We start from the raw sequence: 16,117 nt of genomic DNA, 5'->3' as shown, positions 1-16,117 counted from the left end.
TAGCGAGCGGGCCGAGGTCGCACCGAGGACCGCAGCCGTACTTGCGTACGGCGAGAACCGCAGGTGCGAGATCGGCCCGCGCAGTAGAAAGATGGTGTGCTCTTTCAGGCTTCGTGGGCGTTGAACATGCTTTTGGCGTAGGTGATGCCCAGGCCATAGCCGCCACCGAACTTCTTGGCGATACCCGTCGTCATGTCGTACGTCTCGCCCCGTGCCCAGTCGCGCTGCAGCTCCAGCAGGTACTGCAGCGCCGTAATGGGCCGCGCGCCGGCCTGCACCATGCGCTCCATGGCGCGGTTGTGCGCTTCCACGGAGATGTCGCCACTGGCGTCGGCGATCACATACACCTCGAAGCCCTGGTCCAGCGCCGACAGCGCCGGGCCCACGATGCACACGCTGGTCCACAGGCCGGCCAGCACGATGCGCGGCTTGCCGATGGCGTTGACACGTGCGATCACGGCCTCGTCCTCCCAGGTGTTCATGGAGGTGCGGTCCAGCAGCGCCTGGCCGGGGAACGGTGCGGTCACTTCTTCGAACATGGGGCCGCTGAAGCTCTTCTCAGCCACGGTGGTAAGGATGGTGTCCACGCCAAACCCGGCGGCCGCGCTGGCCACCAGACCCGCGTTGGAGCGCAACGTGATCGCGTCGATGGAGTGCGTGGCAAAGGCCATCTGCGACTGGAAGTCGATCATGACCAGGGTGTGGTCGTCGGCGTTCAGCAGCGTGGCGCCGGGCTTGGCGTAGGCGACGGGGCGGGCGGCGTTGGCGCTGGCAGTCGTGGTCGTTGTCGTGTTGGCGTGGGTCATGGTGAGCTCCCTGGAAATTGAAGACGAAGTACGTGAAGAAGAACCAACAAAAAACGAGTCAAGGCAATGCGGCGGGCCGGGGCGCAAGGGATGGGCGGCATCGCCCGCCCCGCTCCTCAGCGGCGCCCCATCCGCTCAGTGCGGCATCGTGGGCAGCTCGTTGGGCCGCAGGTCGAACACCAGCACCTCGGCGCCTTCGCCGTGGGCAAAGCGCAGGGCCCCGGCGTCGCGGATGCGGGCGCCGTCGCCTTCGGACAGCCGCTCGCCGTTCACCTCCAGGCTGCCGCGGGCCACGTGCACATACACGTTGCGGCCCGGGCCCACGTCCAGATCGGCCGCTTCTTCGCTGCCGTCGAACAAGCCGGCATAGACCCGGGCGTCCTGGTGCACGGCCAGCGATCCGTCGGCCCCTTCGGGCGAGATGATCTGGCGCAGGCGGCCGCGCTTGTCGGCCTCGCTGAAGTGCACCTGCTGGTAGCGGGGTGCGGCACCGCGGGCACCGGGCACGATCCAGATCTGCAGGAAGTGCACGGGCTCAACGCCCGAGTGGTTGAACTCGCTGTGGCGCACGCCGGTGCCGGCGCTCATCATCTGCACGTCGCCAGGGCGGATGACCGAGCCGGTGCCCATGGAGTCCTTGTGCTCCAGCGCGCCTTCCAGCACGTACGAGAAGATTTCCATGTCGCGGTGCGGGTGGGTGCCGAAGCCCTTGCCGGGAGCCACGCGGTCGTCGTTGATGACCAGCAGGTCGGAAAAACCTTGCTGATTGGCGTCGTGGTAGTGGCCGAACGAGAAGGTGTGGCGCGAATGGAGCCAGCCGTGGTTGGCGTTGCCGCGGTGTTGGGCTTTGCGGATGTCGAGCATGGTGTCTTCCTTTCGATGTCTGTCGATGAATTTCACACTGGGAGTCCGGTTTGAAATCTGCTGGATTTCATTGGGCATCAGTGCTGCGATGGATGAAGTATCCGGCGCATGGGAGGGCATCAGGTTGAAAGGTTTGGCCATCCATCATCGATAATTTCGATGATTGAAATTCCGGGCCTGTTGCCATGCTGAAACTCTCCCTCGAAGCCATCGAACTGGTGGATGCGATTGCCCGCTACGGCTCGTTCGCGGGCGCCTCGGAGCGGCTGCACAAGGTGCCGTCCACCATCTCCTACGCCGTGGGCAAGCTCGAGGAGCAACTGGGCCTGGCCCTGTTCACGCGCAACGGGCCGCGCGTGGCGCTCACGCCCGCGGGGCACGAGCTGCTCAAGGAGGGCCGCTGGCTGCTGGCCTCGGCGCGGCAGCTCGAATCGCGCCTGCGGCAGATCGCCACCGGGTTCGAGTCCGAGCTGCGGCTGGTGCACGACTCGCTGATACCCACCAGCGCGTTCAACGACGACATCGCGGCCTTTGAGGGGCTGGACTGCGGCACGCGCCTGCGCATCGGCTGCGAGGCGCTGACGGGCACCTGGGAGGCGCTGCGCGACGGGCGCGCCGACATCATCGTGGCGGCGGGCGAAGGCCCCGCCGGCGGCGGCTACAAGGCCGTGGCGGTGGGCAGCCTGGACTTCGTGTTCTGCGTGACTGCGTCGCACCCGCTGGCGCGCCTGGGCCGGCCGCTCACGCGCAGCGACCTGCTGGAGCACACGGCCGTGGTGGTGGGCGACGGGGCGCGCACGCTGTCGGACCGCACGGTGGGCCTGCTGTCGGGCCAGCGGCGCATCACCGTGCCGTCGATGCAGGCCAAGATCGCCTGCCAGGCCGCCGGGCTGGGCCACGGCTTCGTGCCGCGCGCCTGCGTGCGGGTGGAGCTGGAAAACGGCATCCTGGTGGAGGTGCCGGTGGAAGAGCCCCGCGCTGATGAAACCTTCTGGCTGGCCTGGAAGCCCGAGCACCGGGGCGAGGCGCTCAAGTGGTGGTGCGAGCGGCTGGCCCGGCCGCTGCTGCCCGGAATCCTGCCGTACTAGGGATCCTCTGCACGGATCGAGCTGCCAAGTGTGCGCTGCGGATCGGGATGGAGTGCAAGGCGCAAAACGCAGCAATAGCCGTAGCTATTGCGAGTATTTGCAACGCCGCAGGCCGCCCGAGACCGCAGATGCACACGGCGCGATGATTCGTGCAGAGGGTCCCTAGGGGCCCGGCGGAAGCCGGCACTACACTTTTGATAGCTGCTTGCGCTTGCCAGACAAGCGGTAGGCAGCTTTTTTATCTTGATAATTCAGACTCAGCGCCACTGCTGCGCGAAGAACTGCACCACCTGCGCCTCCAGCACCGCGTGGTAGGCCACGCGGTCGAAGCCCGCCGGGTTGGCGGCGGCGTCGCCCGCGTCGGACGGCAGGCTCTGGCTGGGCTGGGCCATGAAGGCGAAGTGGCCGGCACCCGGCACGGTGTCCGCCTGCGCGGTGGGCAGATTGGCGGCCACCAGCCCGCCGTGGTACTTGCCCGTCAGCACGGCATCCTGCTCGGCCACGCGCAGCAGCACCGGCACGGTCACGGCTTTGAGGCTCTCGGGGGTAAACACCACGGCCATGGGCGCCAGGGCGACGATGGCGCGGATGCGCGGGTCGGGCACGGAGACCAGGGCGCCGTCCGGCACCACGTTGGCGGGCGTGGCCGTGTTGGCAGCGGCCGGCTGCGGCGCCTTGGGGCCCTGGGCCAGGCCGCAGAAGCCGGGGTCGTCCTGCACGCTGCGGCAGTGCTGGGCGGCGCGGGCGGGCTCGGCCTGGGCGCCGGCCAGGGCCAGCACGGTGTAGCCGCCGGCCGAGTGGCCCAGTGCGCCGATGCGGCCGGCCGGAATGCGGGGGCCCCACTCGGGGCTGGCCAGCAGCGCGTCGAGCACGCGGCTGACCTGGCGCGGGCGCTCGCCGAAGTAGCGGCCCGAGGTGATCATGGAGCGGTCCTGCCAGTTGTCGCCCGGGTGGCGCACGGCGGCCACGAGGTAGCCCTCCGCCGCCAGGCGCGTGGCCAGGTTGTGGTGCGCGAGTTCATTGCCGCCCGTGCCGTGCGACACCAGGATCAGCCCCTTGAGCGGCTCGGCCGACACGGGCGCGCCCAGGCCGACCACCGGGCGCCAGGGGCCCAGCTGCACCACGCCCGCGCTGCGCACGGTGGGGTAGAACAGCGCGACGTTGATCGGCTCGCCACCGGGCACGACCAGGGTGCGCAGGCCGGCGTGCTGGGCCGATGCGGGGCCTGCCAGTGCGACCAGCGCCACGAACGCGGTGGCCGCTACGGGCCGGACATGCCGCGCTGCCCACCGCAGGGCGAGGGAAAGAAGAACAATGAGGAGGATCACGGTGTGCCTTTCGTCTTGGAGTGCCAGGGGCCGCGACCTTGGAGTGACGGTCGGTGCGGCATGGCGGCACTGTAGGCACCGCAGGCCGGCAAAGGCAGCGGCATGCGACGAAATGCGCGGGCGTGGCGCGAAATGGCAGGCGACGGGCGCGAGCCGTGTGCGAACCGGGCGTTAACGCGCGCTGGGTGGGCGGGTGGTGGCCCGTGCGGGTGGCCGGCCTGCCAGCCGCCCGGTGGGCATCAACCCAGCGCTTTGAGCAGCGCCTGCGCCGCCGGCTCGGACGACGCCGGGTTCTGCCCGGTGATCAGCAGCCCGTCGGTGACGACGTGCGGCTGCCAGTCGGCCTGCTTGGTGTACAGGCCGCCGTGCGACATGAGCATGTTCTCCACCAGGAAGGGCACGACGTCCGTCAGGCCCGCAGCGGCCTCCTCGCCGTTGGTGAAGCCCGTCACGTTCTTGCCGCGCACCAGGGGCGTGCCGTCTGCCGCCTTGACGCCGCGCAGCACGCCGGGCGCGTGGCACACGGCCGCCAGGGGCTTGCCGGCGGCCAGGGTGGCCTCGATGAGGGCGATGGACTGCGTGTCGTACGCCAGGTCCCACAGCGGGCCGTGGCCGCCGGGATAGAACACGGCGTCGAACCGGGCCGCGTTCACTTCGGACAGCTTCAGGGTGCTGGCCAGTTGCGCCTGGGCGGCGGCATCGCCCTTGAAGCGGCGCGTGGCATCGGTCTGCGCATCGGGCGCATCGCTCTTGGGGTCCAGCGGGGGCTGGCCGCCCTGGGGCGATGCCAGGGTCACCTCGGCCCCCGCATCCTTGAACACGTAGTAAGGGGCGGCAAACTCTTCCAGCCAGAAGCCGGTTTTCTTGCCGGTGTCGCCCAACTCGCTGTGGGACGTGAGAACCATGAGGATGTGGGCCATTGCGGTCCCTTTCTGGGGGTGAGTGAAACGTCAAGCCGCCCACCGTACCCGCAATCCGCGCAGATGCGCCCGGGTGCGGCGCAGGTTGCGGCGTTGGCCTACAGCGCCGCTTCGAGAATGCGCCGGCTCACGGCGGGCGTGATCTCGCGCTGCTCGCCCAGCTGCAGCATCCCGTGCGCCTCCAGCTGCGCCACCACGGCGCCCACCGTGTCGGCGCCCAGGCCATAGCCCGACAGGCGCGTGGCGATGCCCATGCTTTCAAAGAAGCCGCGCGTGCGGTCGATGGCGGCGGTGATGCGCTCGTCGTCGGTGCCGGTGGTGATGCCCCACACGCGCTCGCCGTACTGCAGCAGCTTGGCGCGCTTGGGGCCCCGGCGCTCGTGCAGCAGCGCGGGCAGCACGATGGCGAGCGTGCGCGCGTGGTCGATGCCGTGCAGCGCGGTGAGCTCGTGGCCGATCATGTGCGTGGCCCAGTCCTGCGGCACGCCCGCGCCGATCAGGCCGTTGAGCGCCATGGTGGCCGCCCACATGAGGTTGGCGCGGTCGTCGTACACGGGCTCGGGGGCGGTCAAGAGGCGCGGGCCGATCTCGATCAGCGTCTGCAGGATGCCTTCGGCAAAACGGTCCTGCACGGGCGCGTTGACCGGGTAGGTGAGGTACTGCTCCACCGTGTGCACGAAGGCATCGACCACGCCGTTGGCCAGCTGCAGGGGCGGCAGGGTGTAGGTCTTGGTGGGGTCGAGCACCGAGAACACGGGATAGGTGTGCACGCTGCCAAAGGCCAGCTTCGCGCCCTTGGCGCGGTGGGTGATCACGCCGCCGTTGTTCATCTCGGAGCCCGTGGCGGGCAGCGTGAGCACGGCGCCGAAGGGCAGCGCGGCGGTGACGTTGCGGCCGTGCTTTTCCAAAATGGCCCAGGGATCGCCGCCCTCGAACTTCACGGCCGCTGCGATGAACTTGACCGCATCGATCACCGAGCCGCCGCCCACGGCGAGCAGGAAGTCAAACCCGCCTTCGCGGATCTGCGCCACGGCCTTCATCGAGGTTTCATAGCTGGGATTGGGCTCGATGCCGCTGAAGGTGGCGTGCTGGCGGCTGGCGAGCGCCGTGCGCACCTCGGCCAGCGTGCCGGTCTTCTCGGCACTGGCGCCGCCCACGAGGATGAGCACCTTGGCGGCGGCGGGCACGAGCTTGTCCAGGTCGGCGATGCGGCCCTGGCCGAACGCGATGCGGGTGGGGTTGTGAAAGTCGAAATTCAGCATGGCAATCCTTGGGTGGGGTGCGGGCATTGTGTCGTGCCCTGGGGCGGGGCGAGCGTCGCCTGCGCAACACGGCGGGCAGGCACACCGGCCCGCCAGCGCGCCATGCCCCTCCCTGCCCCGCCTACCGCAGCACCACCAGCGCCGCAAACCCGAGCAGCAACACCATCGCCAGCGCCAGCGCCACGATGCCAGCGATGCCCACCGTCAGCACCGTGGCCACGGAGAATCCCCCGCTGCGGCGCAGGGTGCCCAGGCCCCGCAGCAGCAGGACCAGCGCGGCACACAGCGTGCACAGCACCATGCCAAAGGCCGCGGTGATGCAATCGAGCCCGAACGTACCGCATGCCATGGCCTGCCCGAAGCCGGTGAGCAAGGCCAGCGACACGCCAAGGCCCACGGCGAGCACACCAAGCCCCGCCCAGACCGGCACCGGCACGCGCGCCGCCGCCGAAGATGTAGTGGTGGTGGTGGCCATGGATCAGCCCTCGGCCTCTTCTCGTGCCGCCTGCCAGGGCAAGGCCGGGTCGGTGAAGGCGGGTTGCCACAGGTCGGCATAGACCGCAAACGCCTGCCGGCGGGTCTCGTCCGACTCCAGCTCGACCGCGGCATCGTCAAGCCCCCGCACGCTCCAGTCGGCCAGCACGGCGTAGCGCCGCTGCGCCGTGTCGATCAGCACCGAATGCAGGGCGTGGGTCGTGCACGCCACATAGCGCCCACCGGGGCTGACCAGGAAGTAACCCACGTCGCCGGGCCGCAGGGCAGCCAGTGGCAGGGCGCGGCGCAAGGCATCGGCCCATTCGGGCGGGGCGGGTACGGGCATGGAAGAAAGAAACTCCTGGTGGGGCGCGGAACGTGCGCGCCGCGGTGGCGCGTCCTGCGTGGACCGACTGTAGCGGCAACGGCCACGGCCACGCTGGCGCCGCCCCTCAGGTGCTGCGGTCCCCGGGAGGCCCCGATCAATCCGGCGCCCCTGCCGCCCCACCCCTGGTTTCGCCCTGGCGACCGGACTCCGCGCCCGCCAACACCTGCAGCCGCTGCGCCATGAAGTCGCGCAGCGCGCGCACCAGCGGCGTGAGCTGGCGGCGGCTGGGCGCCACGAGGAACAGGGGCACGGCCTCGGTGGTCCAGCCCGGGCACAGCGGCACCAGGCGCCCGGCGGCAAGGTCGTCCGCCACGTCGAAGTACGACTTGTAGGCGATGCCCCGGCCCCGCACGGCCCAGCGGCGCACGGCGTCGCCGTCGTTGGACACATTGCGGCTGCGCACGCGCACCAGCACCTCCTGGCCCGCCGCATCCCAGAAGCGCCAGCGGTCGTGCACGTCCTCGCCGAGCATGAAACACAGGGCGTCATGGCCGGCCAGCGCATGCGGCGTGGCGGGCACCCCGCGAGCCTGCAGATAGGCGGGCGCGGCGCACAGCACGCGCCGGTGGTCGGCCGCGAGCGGCAGGGCCACCAGGCTCGAATCCTGCGGCTTGCCGTAGCGAAAGGCCGCGTCCACCGGTTCGCTGTAGACATTGGCCATGCGGTCCGACAGCTGCAGGCGGATGTCGATGCCCGGGTGCTCGGCCTGGAAGGCATCCAGCCACGGCAGCAGCACGTTGCGCCCCAGGTCAGAGGGGGCGGCGAGCAGGAGCGTGCCGCGAAATCCGCGGGCCTGGCCGCCTTGCAACTGGCCCCGCACCTGCTGCAGCGCGGCCAGTGCGGGGCGGCAGTGCTCCAGGAACAGCTCGCCCTCCTGCGTGAGCCGCAGGCTGCGCGTGGAGCGCACGAAGAGCGCCACGCCCAGCTCGGCCTCCAGCCGCTTGAGGGCCGCACTGGCCGCCGCCGGCGTGAGGTCCAGCGCCCGCGCGGTGGCCGACAGGCTGCCGCTGTCCACGGTGCGCACGAAGATGTCGAGGTCCTGCAGGCTTTTCATGGGTGGTGTGGGGAGTTTTAGGGCTGTATTTTCAAAATTTCTTTGAATATTGATTCAACCACCATCCTATTTAAAACAAAAGACAACAGGATCACCATCACGGCCATGTTCCACACCGCTTGCCAAGGCACAACGCCATGACCTCCACCGCCACCGCGCCCGCTCTCGCGCGCCCCTTGCAACTCGGCCCGCTCACCTTGCCCAACCGCATGGTGATGGCCCCCATGACCCGCGCCCGCAGCAGCCAGCCGGGCGGCGTGCCCAACGCGCTCATGGCCGACTACTACGCCCAGCGCGCCAGCGCCGGGCTCATCGTGAGCGAGGCGAGCCAGGTCTCGCCCCAGGGCCAGGGCTACAGCTTCACGCCCGGCATCCACAGCGACGCGCAGGTGCAGGGCTGGCGCCGGGTGACCGACGCGGTGCATGCCGCCGGCGGCCGTATGGTGCTGCAGCTGTGGCACGTGGGCCGCATGTCGCACGCCAGTTTCCACGCCGACGGCCTGCCCGTGGCGCCCTCGGCCATTGCCCCCGAGGCCCGGGTGTGGGTGGCGGACGGCGACGGCGTGGGCCACATGCTCGACTGCCCGGTGCCGCGCGCGCTGCAAGCGAGCGAAATCGCCGGCGTGGTGGACGACTTCCGCCGCGCCGCCGCCAACGCCATGCGTGCTGGGTTCGACGGCGTGGAGATCCACGGCGCCAACGGCTACCTCATCGACCAGTTCCTGCGCACCACTTCCAACCACCGCAGCGATGCCTATGGCGGCCCGGTGGCCCACCGCACCCGCTTCGCCCGCGAGGTGGCCGCCGCCGTGGCCAGCGAGGCCGGGGCCGAGCGCACCGGCATGCGCCTGGCGCCGTTCATCACGCAGCGCGGCATGGACTGCCTGGACATCATCCCCACCATCCTGCACCTGGCACGCGAGCTGGACACTCTGGGCCTGGCCTACCTGCACCTGGCCGAAGCCGACTGGGACGATGCCCCCTCCATTCCCGCCGATTTCCGCCAGGCCCTGCGCGCGGCCTATGGCGGCCGCGTGATCGTGGCGGGCAAGTACACGCCCGAACGCGCGCAGCAGATCCTGGATTCGGGCATGGCCGACCTGGTGGCCTTTGGCCGGCCGTTCATCGCCAACCCCGACCTGCCCGCGCGCTATGCGGCCGGGCTGCCCCTGGCCGGCTACGACCCGGGCACGCTGTTCGGCGGCGCGGCCCAGGGATATTCCGACTACCGCGCGCACGCGGCCGCGGCGTGACGCCTGGCCGCCACCGCATGGACCGGTCTTTTTCCACCTCCCTTTTCTGCAAGGACACACCACCATGAAAGCCATTGGCTACCAAGCCCCCCGCGCCATCGACCACCCCGCATCGCTGCTCGACATCACCCAACCCGACCCCGTGGCCACCGGCCGCGATCTGCTCGTGGAAGTGCATGCCGTTTCCGTGAACCCCGTGGACACCAAGGTGCGCAAGGGCAGCGGCCCCGCCGAGGGCCAGGCGTACAAGGTGCTGGGCTGGGACGCCAGCGGCATCGTGCGCGCCGTGGGCCCCGACGTGACGCTCTTCGCGCCCGGCGACCGCGTCTGGTACGCGGGCTCCATCGCACGCCCTGGCACCAACAGCGAACTGCACCTGGTGGACGAGCGCATCGTGGGCCACGCCCCCCAATCGCTGGACTTTGCCGAGGCCGCCGCGCTGCCGCTGACCACCATCACCGCGTGGGAGCTGCTGTTCGACCGCCTGGGCGTGGTGCCCGGCAAGCAGCCGACGAACAGGACCCTGCTCATCATCGGCGCGAGCGGCGGCGTGGGCTCCATCCTCACGCAGCTGGCGGCGCGGCTCACCAGCCTCACGATCATCGGCACCGCATCGCGCCCCGAAACGCAGCAATGGGTGCGCGACCTGGGCGCCCACCACGTGATCGACCACAGCAAACCCCTGACGCAGGAGCTGGCGCGCATCGGCCACCCCACGGTGGACATCGTCGTGAGCCTCACGCAGACCGACGCGCACTTCGACCAGATCGTGGAGGCCATCGCGCCCCAGGGCCGGTTCGCGCTGATCGACGACCCGGTGTCGCTCGACGTGACGAAGTTCAAGCGCAAGTCGGTGTCGGTGCACTGGGAGCTGATGTTCACCCGCGCGCTCTTCGGCACCGCCGACATGATCGGCCAGCACCGGCTGCTGACCGAGGTGGCGCAGCTGGTGGATGCGGGGCTGATCCGCACCACGCTGGACCAACGGTTTGGCACCATCAATGCCGAGAATCTGAAGCGCGCGCATGCGCTCATCGAGAGCGGCAAGGCGCGGGGCAAGCTGGTGCTGGAGGGATGGGCCTGAAGAACTGCGGGCCACGCAGGGGGGCGCAGCACCATCCGCGCGGCAGATTGTGTGCCGGGTTGAAAAACACTGTATTTACAAACAGTATTTCAGGTATAAAACAGGGCACCACAACCCGAGGAGACCTCCCATGCTGGACCACATGACCTTCCGCGTCACCGACATCGCCCGCACCAAGGCGTTCTACACCGCAGTCCTCACGCCTTTGGGCTACAGCCTGTGTTTTGAAGGCAACTACGGCTCCAACATGCTGGGCTATGCCTACCCGGCTCCGTCCGAGCCCGACGGCAAGAAGGCGGATGTGTGGTTCATCGACGGCCCCTCGCCCTACGGCGGCCCGCCCGCCACCACGGGCTGCCACCTGGCGTGGCGGGCCGCCACGCGGGCCCAGGTCGATGCCTTCTACCGCGCCGCCGTCGAAGCCGGGGGCCAAGACAACGGCGCCCCGGGCCTGCGGCCCGACTACCACCCCCACTACTACGGCGCGTTTGTCATCGACCCCGAGGGCAACAACATCGAGGCGGTGTGCCACCTGCCTGAATAGTCGATGGGCCTGCTGGGGCCAGCGGCCTGCCAGGCTGATGGGGTGGAGAGGCCTGTCAAGGCCAGGCGGCCACCCAGTGCACCGTTCCGTGCACCGAGGTGCTGAGGGATCAGTCCAGCTTCACGCCCGCCGCCTTGATGATCTCGCCCCAGCGCTTGGACTCGGCCCGTGCCATGGCGCGGAACTGCTCGGGCGTACCGGGCAGGGCTTCCATGCCGAAGTCGTTCATGCGCTTGACCACAGCGGGGTTGAGCAGGGCCTTGTTCAGGTCGCCGTTCAGGCGCGCCGTGATGGCCGCGGGCAGACCGGCGGGCGCCAGGATGCCCTGGAACGCAAACACCTCGGTGTTGGGCACACCGGCTTCGGCCAGCGTGGGCACGTCGGGCAATGCGGCCACGCGCTTGGCCGAGCCGATGGCCAGCGCGCGCACCTTGCCCGAGGTGATCACGGGCAGGCCGGCGGCCAGGTCCAGGAACATGCAGGGCACCTGCCCGCCCATCACGTCCTGCAGCGCGGGCGCCGCGCCCCGGTAGGGGATGTGCGTGAGGAAGGTCTTGGTGCGGTTCTTGAACATCTCCATCGCCAGGTGGTGCGGCGAGCCGTTGCCGGGCGATGCGTAGTTGAGCTTGCCGGGGTTGGCGCGCGCGTAGGCCAGGAATTCCTTGACCGTCTTCGCTTCGAACGCCGGGTGCACCACCAGCGCCAGCGGAAAGCGGCTGATGCCGCCCACGTAGGTGAAGTCCTTCTCGGGATTGAACGGCAGCTTGGTGAACAGGTGCTCGTTGTAGGCCAGCACGGCGTTGTCGGCCGACATGAAGGTGTTGCCGTCGGGCTTGGCCGTGGCCACCAGCTGCGCGCCGATGTTGGTGGACGCGCCGGGACGGTTGTCCACGATGATCTGCTGGCCCAGGGTCTGGCGCATGGCCTCGGCCACGGTGCGCGCCAGCACGTCGGTGCCGCCGCCGGCCGGGTACGGCACCACCCAGCGCAAGGGCTGGTCGGGCCACGCGGACTGGGCGGCGGCCCAGGGGGCGGCGGAGGTGGCGCCTGCGGCGGCCAGGGCGGTCAAGAGGGTTCTGCGGTGCATGGGGCTGTCTCCTTTTACTATTCAATTGATAGCTGCTTGCGCTTATATATCAAGCGCTAGAGGCCATTTTGGCTTAAAAATCTCTATGCCACACGTTCAGCGCACGGCGCATGAAACGGGCACATCCTCAGGCCAGTGCCACCGTGGAACTGGCTCCGCCAGGCCACTGGTGGCGTCCCCCTGAAGTGGAAGGCCCCGAAGGCGACTCAGGGGGCTGCAATGGTCTGGTCGATCGCGCCGAAGATGCTGGCGCCGTCCTTGCTCTTGACCTCGATGCGGATGGTGTCGCCGAACTTCATGAACTCGGTGCTGGGTTTGCCGTCCTGGATGGTCTCGATGCAGCGCTTTTCGGCGATGCAACTGTAGCCCTTGGGCCATTCGGTACGGCCGCTGGCGTCGGTCACGCCCTTGTTGCTCACGGTGCCGCTGCCGATGATGGAGCCGGCGCGCAGGTTGCGCGTCTTGGCCACGTGGGCGATCAGCTGGCCGAAGTGAAAAGTCATCTCGGGGCCGGCGTCGCACATGCCGACCTTGCGGCCGTTCCAGGTGGACTGCACCGTGAGGTTCACGCGGCCGTGGTCCCAGGCTTCGCCCAGCTCGTCCAGCGTCACGGCCACGGGGCCGAACGCGGTGGCGGGCTTGCTCTGGAAGAAGCCAAAACCCTTGGCCAGCTCGGCCGGGATCAGGTTGCGCAGGCTCACGTCGTTGGCGATCATCACCAGGCGGATGCCGTCCAGCGCCTGGTCGGCGGTGGCGCCCATCTTCACGTCGCCGGTCACCACGGCGATCTCGGCCTCGAAGTCGATGCCCATGGCCTCGCTGGGCACCACCACCTCATCGCAGGGGCCGATGAAGTCGTCGCTGCCGCCCTGGTACATCAGCGGGTCGGTGTAGAAGCTTTCGGGCACCTCGGAGTTGCGCGCTTTTCGCACCAGTTCGACGTGGTTGATGTAGGCCGAACCGTCCGCCCACTGGTAGGCGCGGGGCAGCGGGGCCATGCACTGGGCGGGGTCGAAGGGAAAGGCGTGGCGCGCGCGGCCGCTGTTGAGCTGGTCGTACAGGTCCTGCAGCTGGGGCGACAGGAAGCCCCAGTCATCCAGCACCTGCTGGAGCTTGCTGGCAATGCCGGTCGCATAATGGGCTGTGCCCAGGTCGCGGGAGACGACAACCAGTTGGCCGTCGCGCGAGCCGTCTTTGTAGGTAGCGAGTTTCATGGTGGCAGGACCTTTGTCTCAAGGGGTTGAAAGTCTTCACCCAGCACGAATTACGCTTGGGTAAATTGATTTAACTAAACAAAACTCGCAAATTTTAGTGCACATGGACAAAGAACGTGCAGGAATTCAATCGGTCGAGGTGGGTTTTGCCCTGCTGGAGGGGCTGACACGCTCGCGCGGACCGCTGATGCTCAAGGATGTGGCGGCCTCGGCCGGCATGAGCGCGGCCAAGGCGCACCGGTATCTGGTGAGCTTTCAGCGCCTGGGCCTGGTCACGCAGGACAGCCGCACCGCGCGCTACGACCTGGGGCCCGCCGCCCTCAAGCTGGGGCTGGCCTCGCTGGCCCGGCTCGATGCCGTGCGCCTAGCGCGCGAGCGCATGCCCGAACTCATGGAAAGCATCGGCCACACCTTGGCGCTGGCCGTGTGGGGCAACCACGGCCCGACCATCGTGCACTGGGAGGAATCGCCCCAGGCCGTGACCGCCAACCTGCGCCTGGGCGACGTGATGCCGCTGCTCTCGTCCGCCACCGGCCGCTGCTTTGCGGCGCATATGGCGCCCGACGTGGTGGCTCCGCTGCTCAAGGACGAGCTGGCCCGCGCCGTGAAGATGCGGCGCACCGACCTGCCCTCCACAATGGCCGAGGTGAACGCACTGCTGGCGGAGGTGCGCACGCGCGGCGCGGCCCGCGTGGTGGACACCCTTCTGCCCGGCATCGTGGCGTTCTGCGCACCGGTGTTCGACGCGGACGGCCATCTGGAGCTGGGCATCACCACGCTGGGCTCCATCGCCACCTTCGACCCGGAATGGGACGGCGCCATCGACGTTCCGCTGCGCGCGGCCGCCGCCCAGCTGTCGAGCGACCTGGGCGCCGGCAGCGCCTGACGCCCCCTCCTGCACGCATCGCTGTAGATGCCACGGCGCGCCCTGGTTCTCATCACCGCCCTGGTACTGGCCCTGCACTGGCTGGTGCTGACAGGGGTGCCCCTGGCGTGGGACAGCCCCCAGCAGCCAGCGGCGGGCCGCGTCTTCAGCACGCGCAGCGTGGCAGTCCCGCCGCCCGCGCCCGCCTCCACCGCGGCTCCAGTGGCCGCGCCCACGCCAACGCCGCCTGCGGCCAAGCCCGTGGTGCGCAGGAAACCTGCGCCGCCCGTCCCCTCCCCGGCCGCGGCAGATCCGCCGGTTGCGGCGCCCGGGGCCTCCGTGCAGGTGGCGGGTGCAGAGGCCAGCGCAAGCTCCGCCACCGCCGCGCCAGCCGCCGACGTTGCCACGCCAGACGCGGCCACCCCGGCATCAGCCCCCCAGGCCGAGGCACCGGCACCAGCGGCTTCGGCACCGCCTGCGGAAGAAACCACCTCCACCACCGCCGCCGGAATCGACATCGCGCCCCCGGGCTCCGGCACAGCGCGCAGCGCGGGTGCCCCGCCGCCGCCCGTGCGCATTCCGGCCCCCACGCGGCTGGCGTTCGACGTGAGCGGGCAGGCCAAGAAGTTCGCGTACAACGCCCGCGCCGAGCTGCTCTGGCAGCACGACGGCAGCCGCTACGAAGCACGCCAGGAGGTCAGCGCCTTCCTGGTGGGCAGCCGCACACAGCGCAGCGTGGGCGCCATCACGGCCCAGGGCCTGCTGCCCGAGAAGTTTTCCGACAAATCCCGCAGCGAGCAGGCCGCGCATTTCGACCATGCCAAGGGCCGGGTGACCTTCAGCGCCAACACACCCGAGGCCGCCGTCGGCCCGGGCGCACAGGACAGGCTGAGCCTGTTCATCCAGCTGGGTGCCATGCTGGCGGCCGACCCGGGCCGCTTCGTGCCCGGCACGCAGGTCACCATCACCACTGTGAGCGCCCGTACCGCAGACCGCTGGACCTTCACCGTCGAAGGCCCGGAAACGCTGGACCTGCCCGCCGGCCCCACCCCCGCCCTGAAGCTGCTGCGCCTGCCCCGCAAGGACTACGACCAGAAGGCCGAGCTCTGGGTCGCCCCCGCCCTCAACTACCTGCCCGTGCGCATCAAGCTGACCCAGGCCAACGGCGACTTCGCCGACCTGCTGCTGCGCAGCAGTGGCGCGCCGTGAGGCGTGGTCGCGGCAGGCCGGTTGAAACTGGTCTGCGCAAGAGGGAAGACGGCACAGCAGGCGGCTGCGGCGCCCACTCCAGCATCAAAGTGTTGCGCCCGAGCGCCACCCGAGCTCCGGACCGGTAAAAAACCCCCGGAAGCCCGGCCGCACCGCTTTTTCATGAAATACTGGAACGCAGCAGAGAGCCAAGCCCAGAGCGGGCTTCCGCTGATCACCGATCCGTAGGACAAGGCGTTACGACCTTGCCAGCGTTTCCCGGAAGCCGCCTTGGGCCTTGAACTCTGCGAACCCGCTGTCATCTGACATCTATATCGACAAGGGGAACACGATGCACATGCTCTACGACTCAGAATCCTTCGTGGTGGTCCACATGCTGCCCGACGCCGTGGAGAAAAAGAGCACCCAGGCGCTCAACGACACCGCCCCCGCCGTTCCCCAGCTCGCACGCCATGGCTTTGAAATCGTGGACAAGCGTTCGGGCAAAGAGGTGTACCTGGACGGCTCCTGGGCCGAGATGTTCCAGGAGCAGATCCTGGCCTGGCAGCGCGACACCCCCACGCAGGAAGAAGTGGAAGACGCGCTGGACCGTTATGCGGGGCTGGCGCAGAACCCGGTGGTCGTGCACTGAGCGGCGCGCGAAGGGCCGCGCAGCCTCTCCCCCCCTCGTGGCCGGA

17 protein-coding genes are annotated in these 16,117 nt (G+C 69.3%); 7 read left to right on the top strand and 10 right to left on the bottom strand.

Annotated features, from left to right (window positions below):
* Positions 1-104 precede the first annotated feature (104 nt).
* Entirely contained in the window at positions 105-806 is a 702-nt protein-coding gene (locus AC07OD_RS20240) for a hydrolase (protein ID WP_494597884.1), read from the bottom strand.
* Between the two features lie 135 nt (positions 807-941).
* Positions 942-1,670 (bottom strand): pirin family protein, encoded by a 729-nt coding sequence (locus AC07OD_RS20235; RefSeq protein ID WP_396505137.1) that lies wholly within the window; start codon positions 1,668-1,670, stop codon positions 942-944.
* A 185-nt stretch (positions 1,671-1,855) separates the two neighbouring features.
* Between AC07OD_RS20235 and AC07OD_RS20230 the strand changes: the two genes are divergently transcribed.
* Positions 1,856-2,758 carry a LysR family transcriptional regulator gene (locus AC07OD_RS20230; RefSeq protein WP_056422664.1) on the top strand — a complete coding sequence of 301 codons (903 nt, stop codon included), beginning with the start codon at positions 1,856-1,858 and terminating at the stop codon, positions 2,756-2,758.
* A 257-nt stretch (positions 2,759-3,015) separates the two neighbouring features.
* On the opposite strand, the gene AC07OD_RS20225 is transcribed toward AC07OD_RS20230, so the two are convergent.
* The 6 genes from AC07OD_RS20225 to AC07OD_RS20200 form a co-directional block, all read right to left on the bottom strand.
* Positions 3,016-4,086, bottom strand: a complete 1,071-nt coding sequence (locus tag AC07OD_RS20225; protein WP_494597883.1) for an alpha/beta hydrolase family protein — start codon at positions 4,084-4,086, stop codon at positions 3,016-3,018.
* 239 nt (positions 4,087-4,325) lie between these two features.
* Complete coding sequence (locus AC07OD_RS20220; RefSeq protein ID WP_494597882.1) at positions 4,326-5,006, bottom strand: type 1 glutamine amidotransferase domain-containing protein; 681 nt, start codon at positions 5,004-5,006, stop codon at positions 4,326-4,328.
* 98 nt (positions 5,007-5,104) lie between these two features.
* A complete protein-coding gene (locus tag AC07OD_RS20215; protein WP_494597881.1) occupies positions 5,105-6,268 on the bottom strand; it encodes an iron-containing alcohol dehydrogenase in 1,164 nt (387 codons plus the stop codon).
* Between the two features lie 121 nt (positions 6,269-6,389).
* Positions 6,390-6,743: a hypothetical protein gene (locus AC07OD_RS20210; protein ID WP_494597880.1), complete on the bottom strand. Its 354-nt coding sequence runs from the start codon at positions 6,741-6,743 to the stop codon at positions 6,390-6,392.
* A 3-nt stretch (positions 6,744-6,746) separates the two neighbouring features.
* Positions 6,747-7,088 carry a hypothetical protein gene (locus AC07OD_RS20205; RefSeq protein WP_218297289.1) on the bottom strand — a complete coding sequence of 114 codons (342 nt, stop codon included), beginning with the start codon at positions 7,086-7,088 and terminating at the stop codon, positions 6,747-6,749.
* A gap of 136 nt (positions 7,089-7,224) precedes the next feature.
* Positions 7,225-8,184, bottom strand: coding sequence for a LysR family transcriptional regulator (locus AC07OD_RS20200; RefSeq protein ID WP_494597879.1), 960 nt, complete (start codon positions 8,182-8,184; stop codon positions 7,225-7,227).
* Between the two features lie 137 nt (positions 8,185-8,321).
* On the opposite strand from AC07OD_RS20200, the gene AC07OD_RS20195 reads away from it, so the two are divergent.
* The 3 genes from AC07OD_RS20195 (at position 8,322) to AC07OD_RS20185 (ending at position 11,065) form a co-directional block, all read left to right on the top strand.
* On the top strand, positions 8,322-9,437 hold the full coding sequence (locus tag AC07OD_RS20195) for an alkene reductase (protein ID WP_494597878.1): 1,116 nt from the start codon (positions 8,322-8,324) through the stop codon (positions 9,435-9,437).
* 64 nt (positions 9,438-9,501) lie between these two features.
* Positions 9,502-10,521: a zinc-binding alcohol dehydrogenase family protein gene (locus AC07OD_RS20190; RefSeq protein ID WP_494597877.1), complete on the top strand. Its 1,020-nt coding sequence runs from the start codon at positions 9,502-9,504 to the stop codon at positions 10,519-10,521.
* 130 nt (positions 10,522-10,651) lie between these two features.
* Positions 10,652-11,065 (top strand): VOC family protein, encoded by a 414-nt coding sequence (locus tag AC07OD_RS20185; protein WP_218297292.1) that lies wholly within the window; start codon positions 10,652-10,654, stop codon positions 11,063-11,065.
* A 109-nt stretch (positions 11,066-11,174) separates the two neighbouring features.
* Here AC07OD_RS20185 and AC07OD_RS20180 read toward each other — a convergent pair whose 3' ends face one another.
* The gene (locus AC07OD_RS20180; RefSeq protein ID WP_218297293.1) at positions 11,175-12,152 is read right to left on the bottom strand and encodes a Bug family tripartite tricarboxylate transporter substrate binding protein; all 978 of its coding nucleotides are present in this window, start codon (positions 12,150-12,152) and stop codon (positions 11,175-11,177) included.
* Between the two features lie 206 nt (positions 12,153-12,358).
* Positions 12,359-13,366, bottom strand: coding sequence for a fumarylacetoacetate hydrolase family protein (locus AC07OD_RS20175; RefSeq protein ID WP_494597876.1), 1,008 nt, complete (start codon positions 13,364-13,366; stop codon positions 12,359-12,361).
* A gap of 103 nt (positions 13,367-13,469) precedes the next feature.
* Between AC07OD_RS20175 and AC07OD_RS20170 the strand changes: the two genes are divergently transcribed.
* The 3 genes from AC07OD_RS20170 to AC07OD_RS20160 all read left to right on the top strand — a co-directional run bounded on the left by AC07OD_RS20170 (position 13,470) and on the right by AC07OD_RS20160 (position 16,071).
* On the top strand, positions 13,470-14,252 hold the full coding sequence (locus AC07OD_RS20170) for an IclR family transcriptional regulator (RefSeq protein WP_218297295.1): 783 nt from the start codon (positions 13,470-13,472) through the stop codon (positions 14,250-14,252).
* A gap of 27 nt (positions 14,253-14,279) precedes the next feature.
* Positions 14,280-15,440, top strand: a complete 1,161-nt coding sequence (locus AC07OD_RS20165; RefSeq protein ID WP_494597875.1) for a DUF3108 domain-containing protein — start codon at positions 14,280-14,282, stop codon at positions 15,438-15,440.
* A gap of 331 nt (positions 15,441-15,771) precedes the next feature.
* Complete coding sequence (locus tag AC07OD_RS20160) at positions 15,772-16,071, top strand: BTH_I0359 family protein (protein WP_010462989.1); 300 nt, start codon at positions 15,772-15,774, stop codon at positions 16,069-16,071.
* The last annotated feature ends 46 nt before the right edge of the window (positions 16,072-16,117 follow it).

Source organism: Acidovorax sp. GW821-FHT10E03, assembly GCF_059415205.1.
Note: the sequence above shows the minus strand (reverse complement) of the source record. Positions and strands in the feature narration are given on the sequence as shown.

Coding starts and splice junctions, on each gene's coding strand:
- AC07OD_RS20240 (WP_494597884.1), bottom strand. CDS start 806: ATGACCCACGCCAACACGACAACGACCACGACTGCCAGCGCCAACGCC.
- AC07OD_RS20235 (WP_396505137.1), bottom strand. CDS start 1,670: ATGCTCGACATCCGCAAAGCCCAACACCGCGGCAACGCCAACCACGGC.
- AC07OD_RS20230 (WP_056422664.1), top strand. CDS start 1,856: ATGCTGAAACTCTCCCTCGAAGCCATCGAACTGGTGGATGCGATTGCC.
- AC07OD_RS20220 (WP_494597882.1), bottom strand. CDS start 5,006: ATGGCCCACATCCTCATGGTTCTCACGTCCCACAGCGAGTTGGGCGAC.
- AC07OD_RS20215 (WP_494597881.1), bottom strand. CDS start 6,268: ATGCTGAATTTCGACTTTCACAACCCCACCCGCATCGCGTTCGGCCAG.
- AC07OD_RS20210 (WP_494597880.1), bottom strand. CDS start 6,743: ATGGCCACCACCACCACTACATCTTCGGCGGCGGCGCGCGTGCCGGTG.
- AC07OD_RS20205 (WP_218297289.1), bottom strand. CDS start 7,088: ATGCCCGTACCCGCCCCGCCCGAATGGGCCGATGCCTTGCGCCGCGCC.
- AC07OD_RS20200 (WP_494597879.1), bottom strand. CDS start 8,184: ATGAAAAGCCTGCAGGACCTCGACATCTTCGTGCGCACCGTGGACAGC.
- AC07OD_RS20195 (WP_494597878.1), top strand. CDS start 8,322: ATGACCTCCACCGCCACCGCGCCCGCTCTCGCGCGCCCCTTGCAACTC.
- AC07OD_RS20190 (WP_494597877.1), top strand. CDS start 9,502: ATGAAAGCCATTGGCTACCAAGCCCCCCGCGCCATCGACCACCCCGCA.
- AC07OD_RS20185 (WP_218297292.1), top strand. CDS start 10,652: ATGCTGGACCACATGACCTTCCGCGTCACCGACATCGCCCGCACCAAG.
- AC07OD_RS20180 (WP_218297293.1), bottom strand. CDS start 12,152: ATGCACCGCAGAACCCTCTTGACCGCCCTGGCCGCCGCAGGCGCCACC.
- AC07OD_RS20175 (WP_494597876.1), bottom strand. CDS start 13,366: ATGAAACTCGCTACCTACAAAGACGGCTCGCGCGACGGCCAACTGGTT.
- AC07OD_RS20170 (WP_218297295.1), top strand. CDS start 13,470: ATGGACAAAGAACGTGCAGGAATTCAATCGGTCGAGGTGGGTTTTGCC.
- AC07OD_RS20165 (WP_494597875.1), top strand. CDS start 14,280: ATGCCACGGCGCGCCCTGGTTCTCATCACCGCCCTGGTACTGGCCCTG.
- AC07OD_RS20160 (WP_010462989.1), top strand. CDS start 15,772: ATGCACATGCTCTACGACTCAGAATCCTTCGTGGTGGTCCACATGCTG.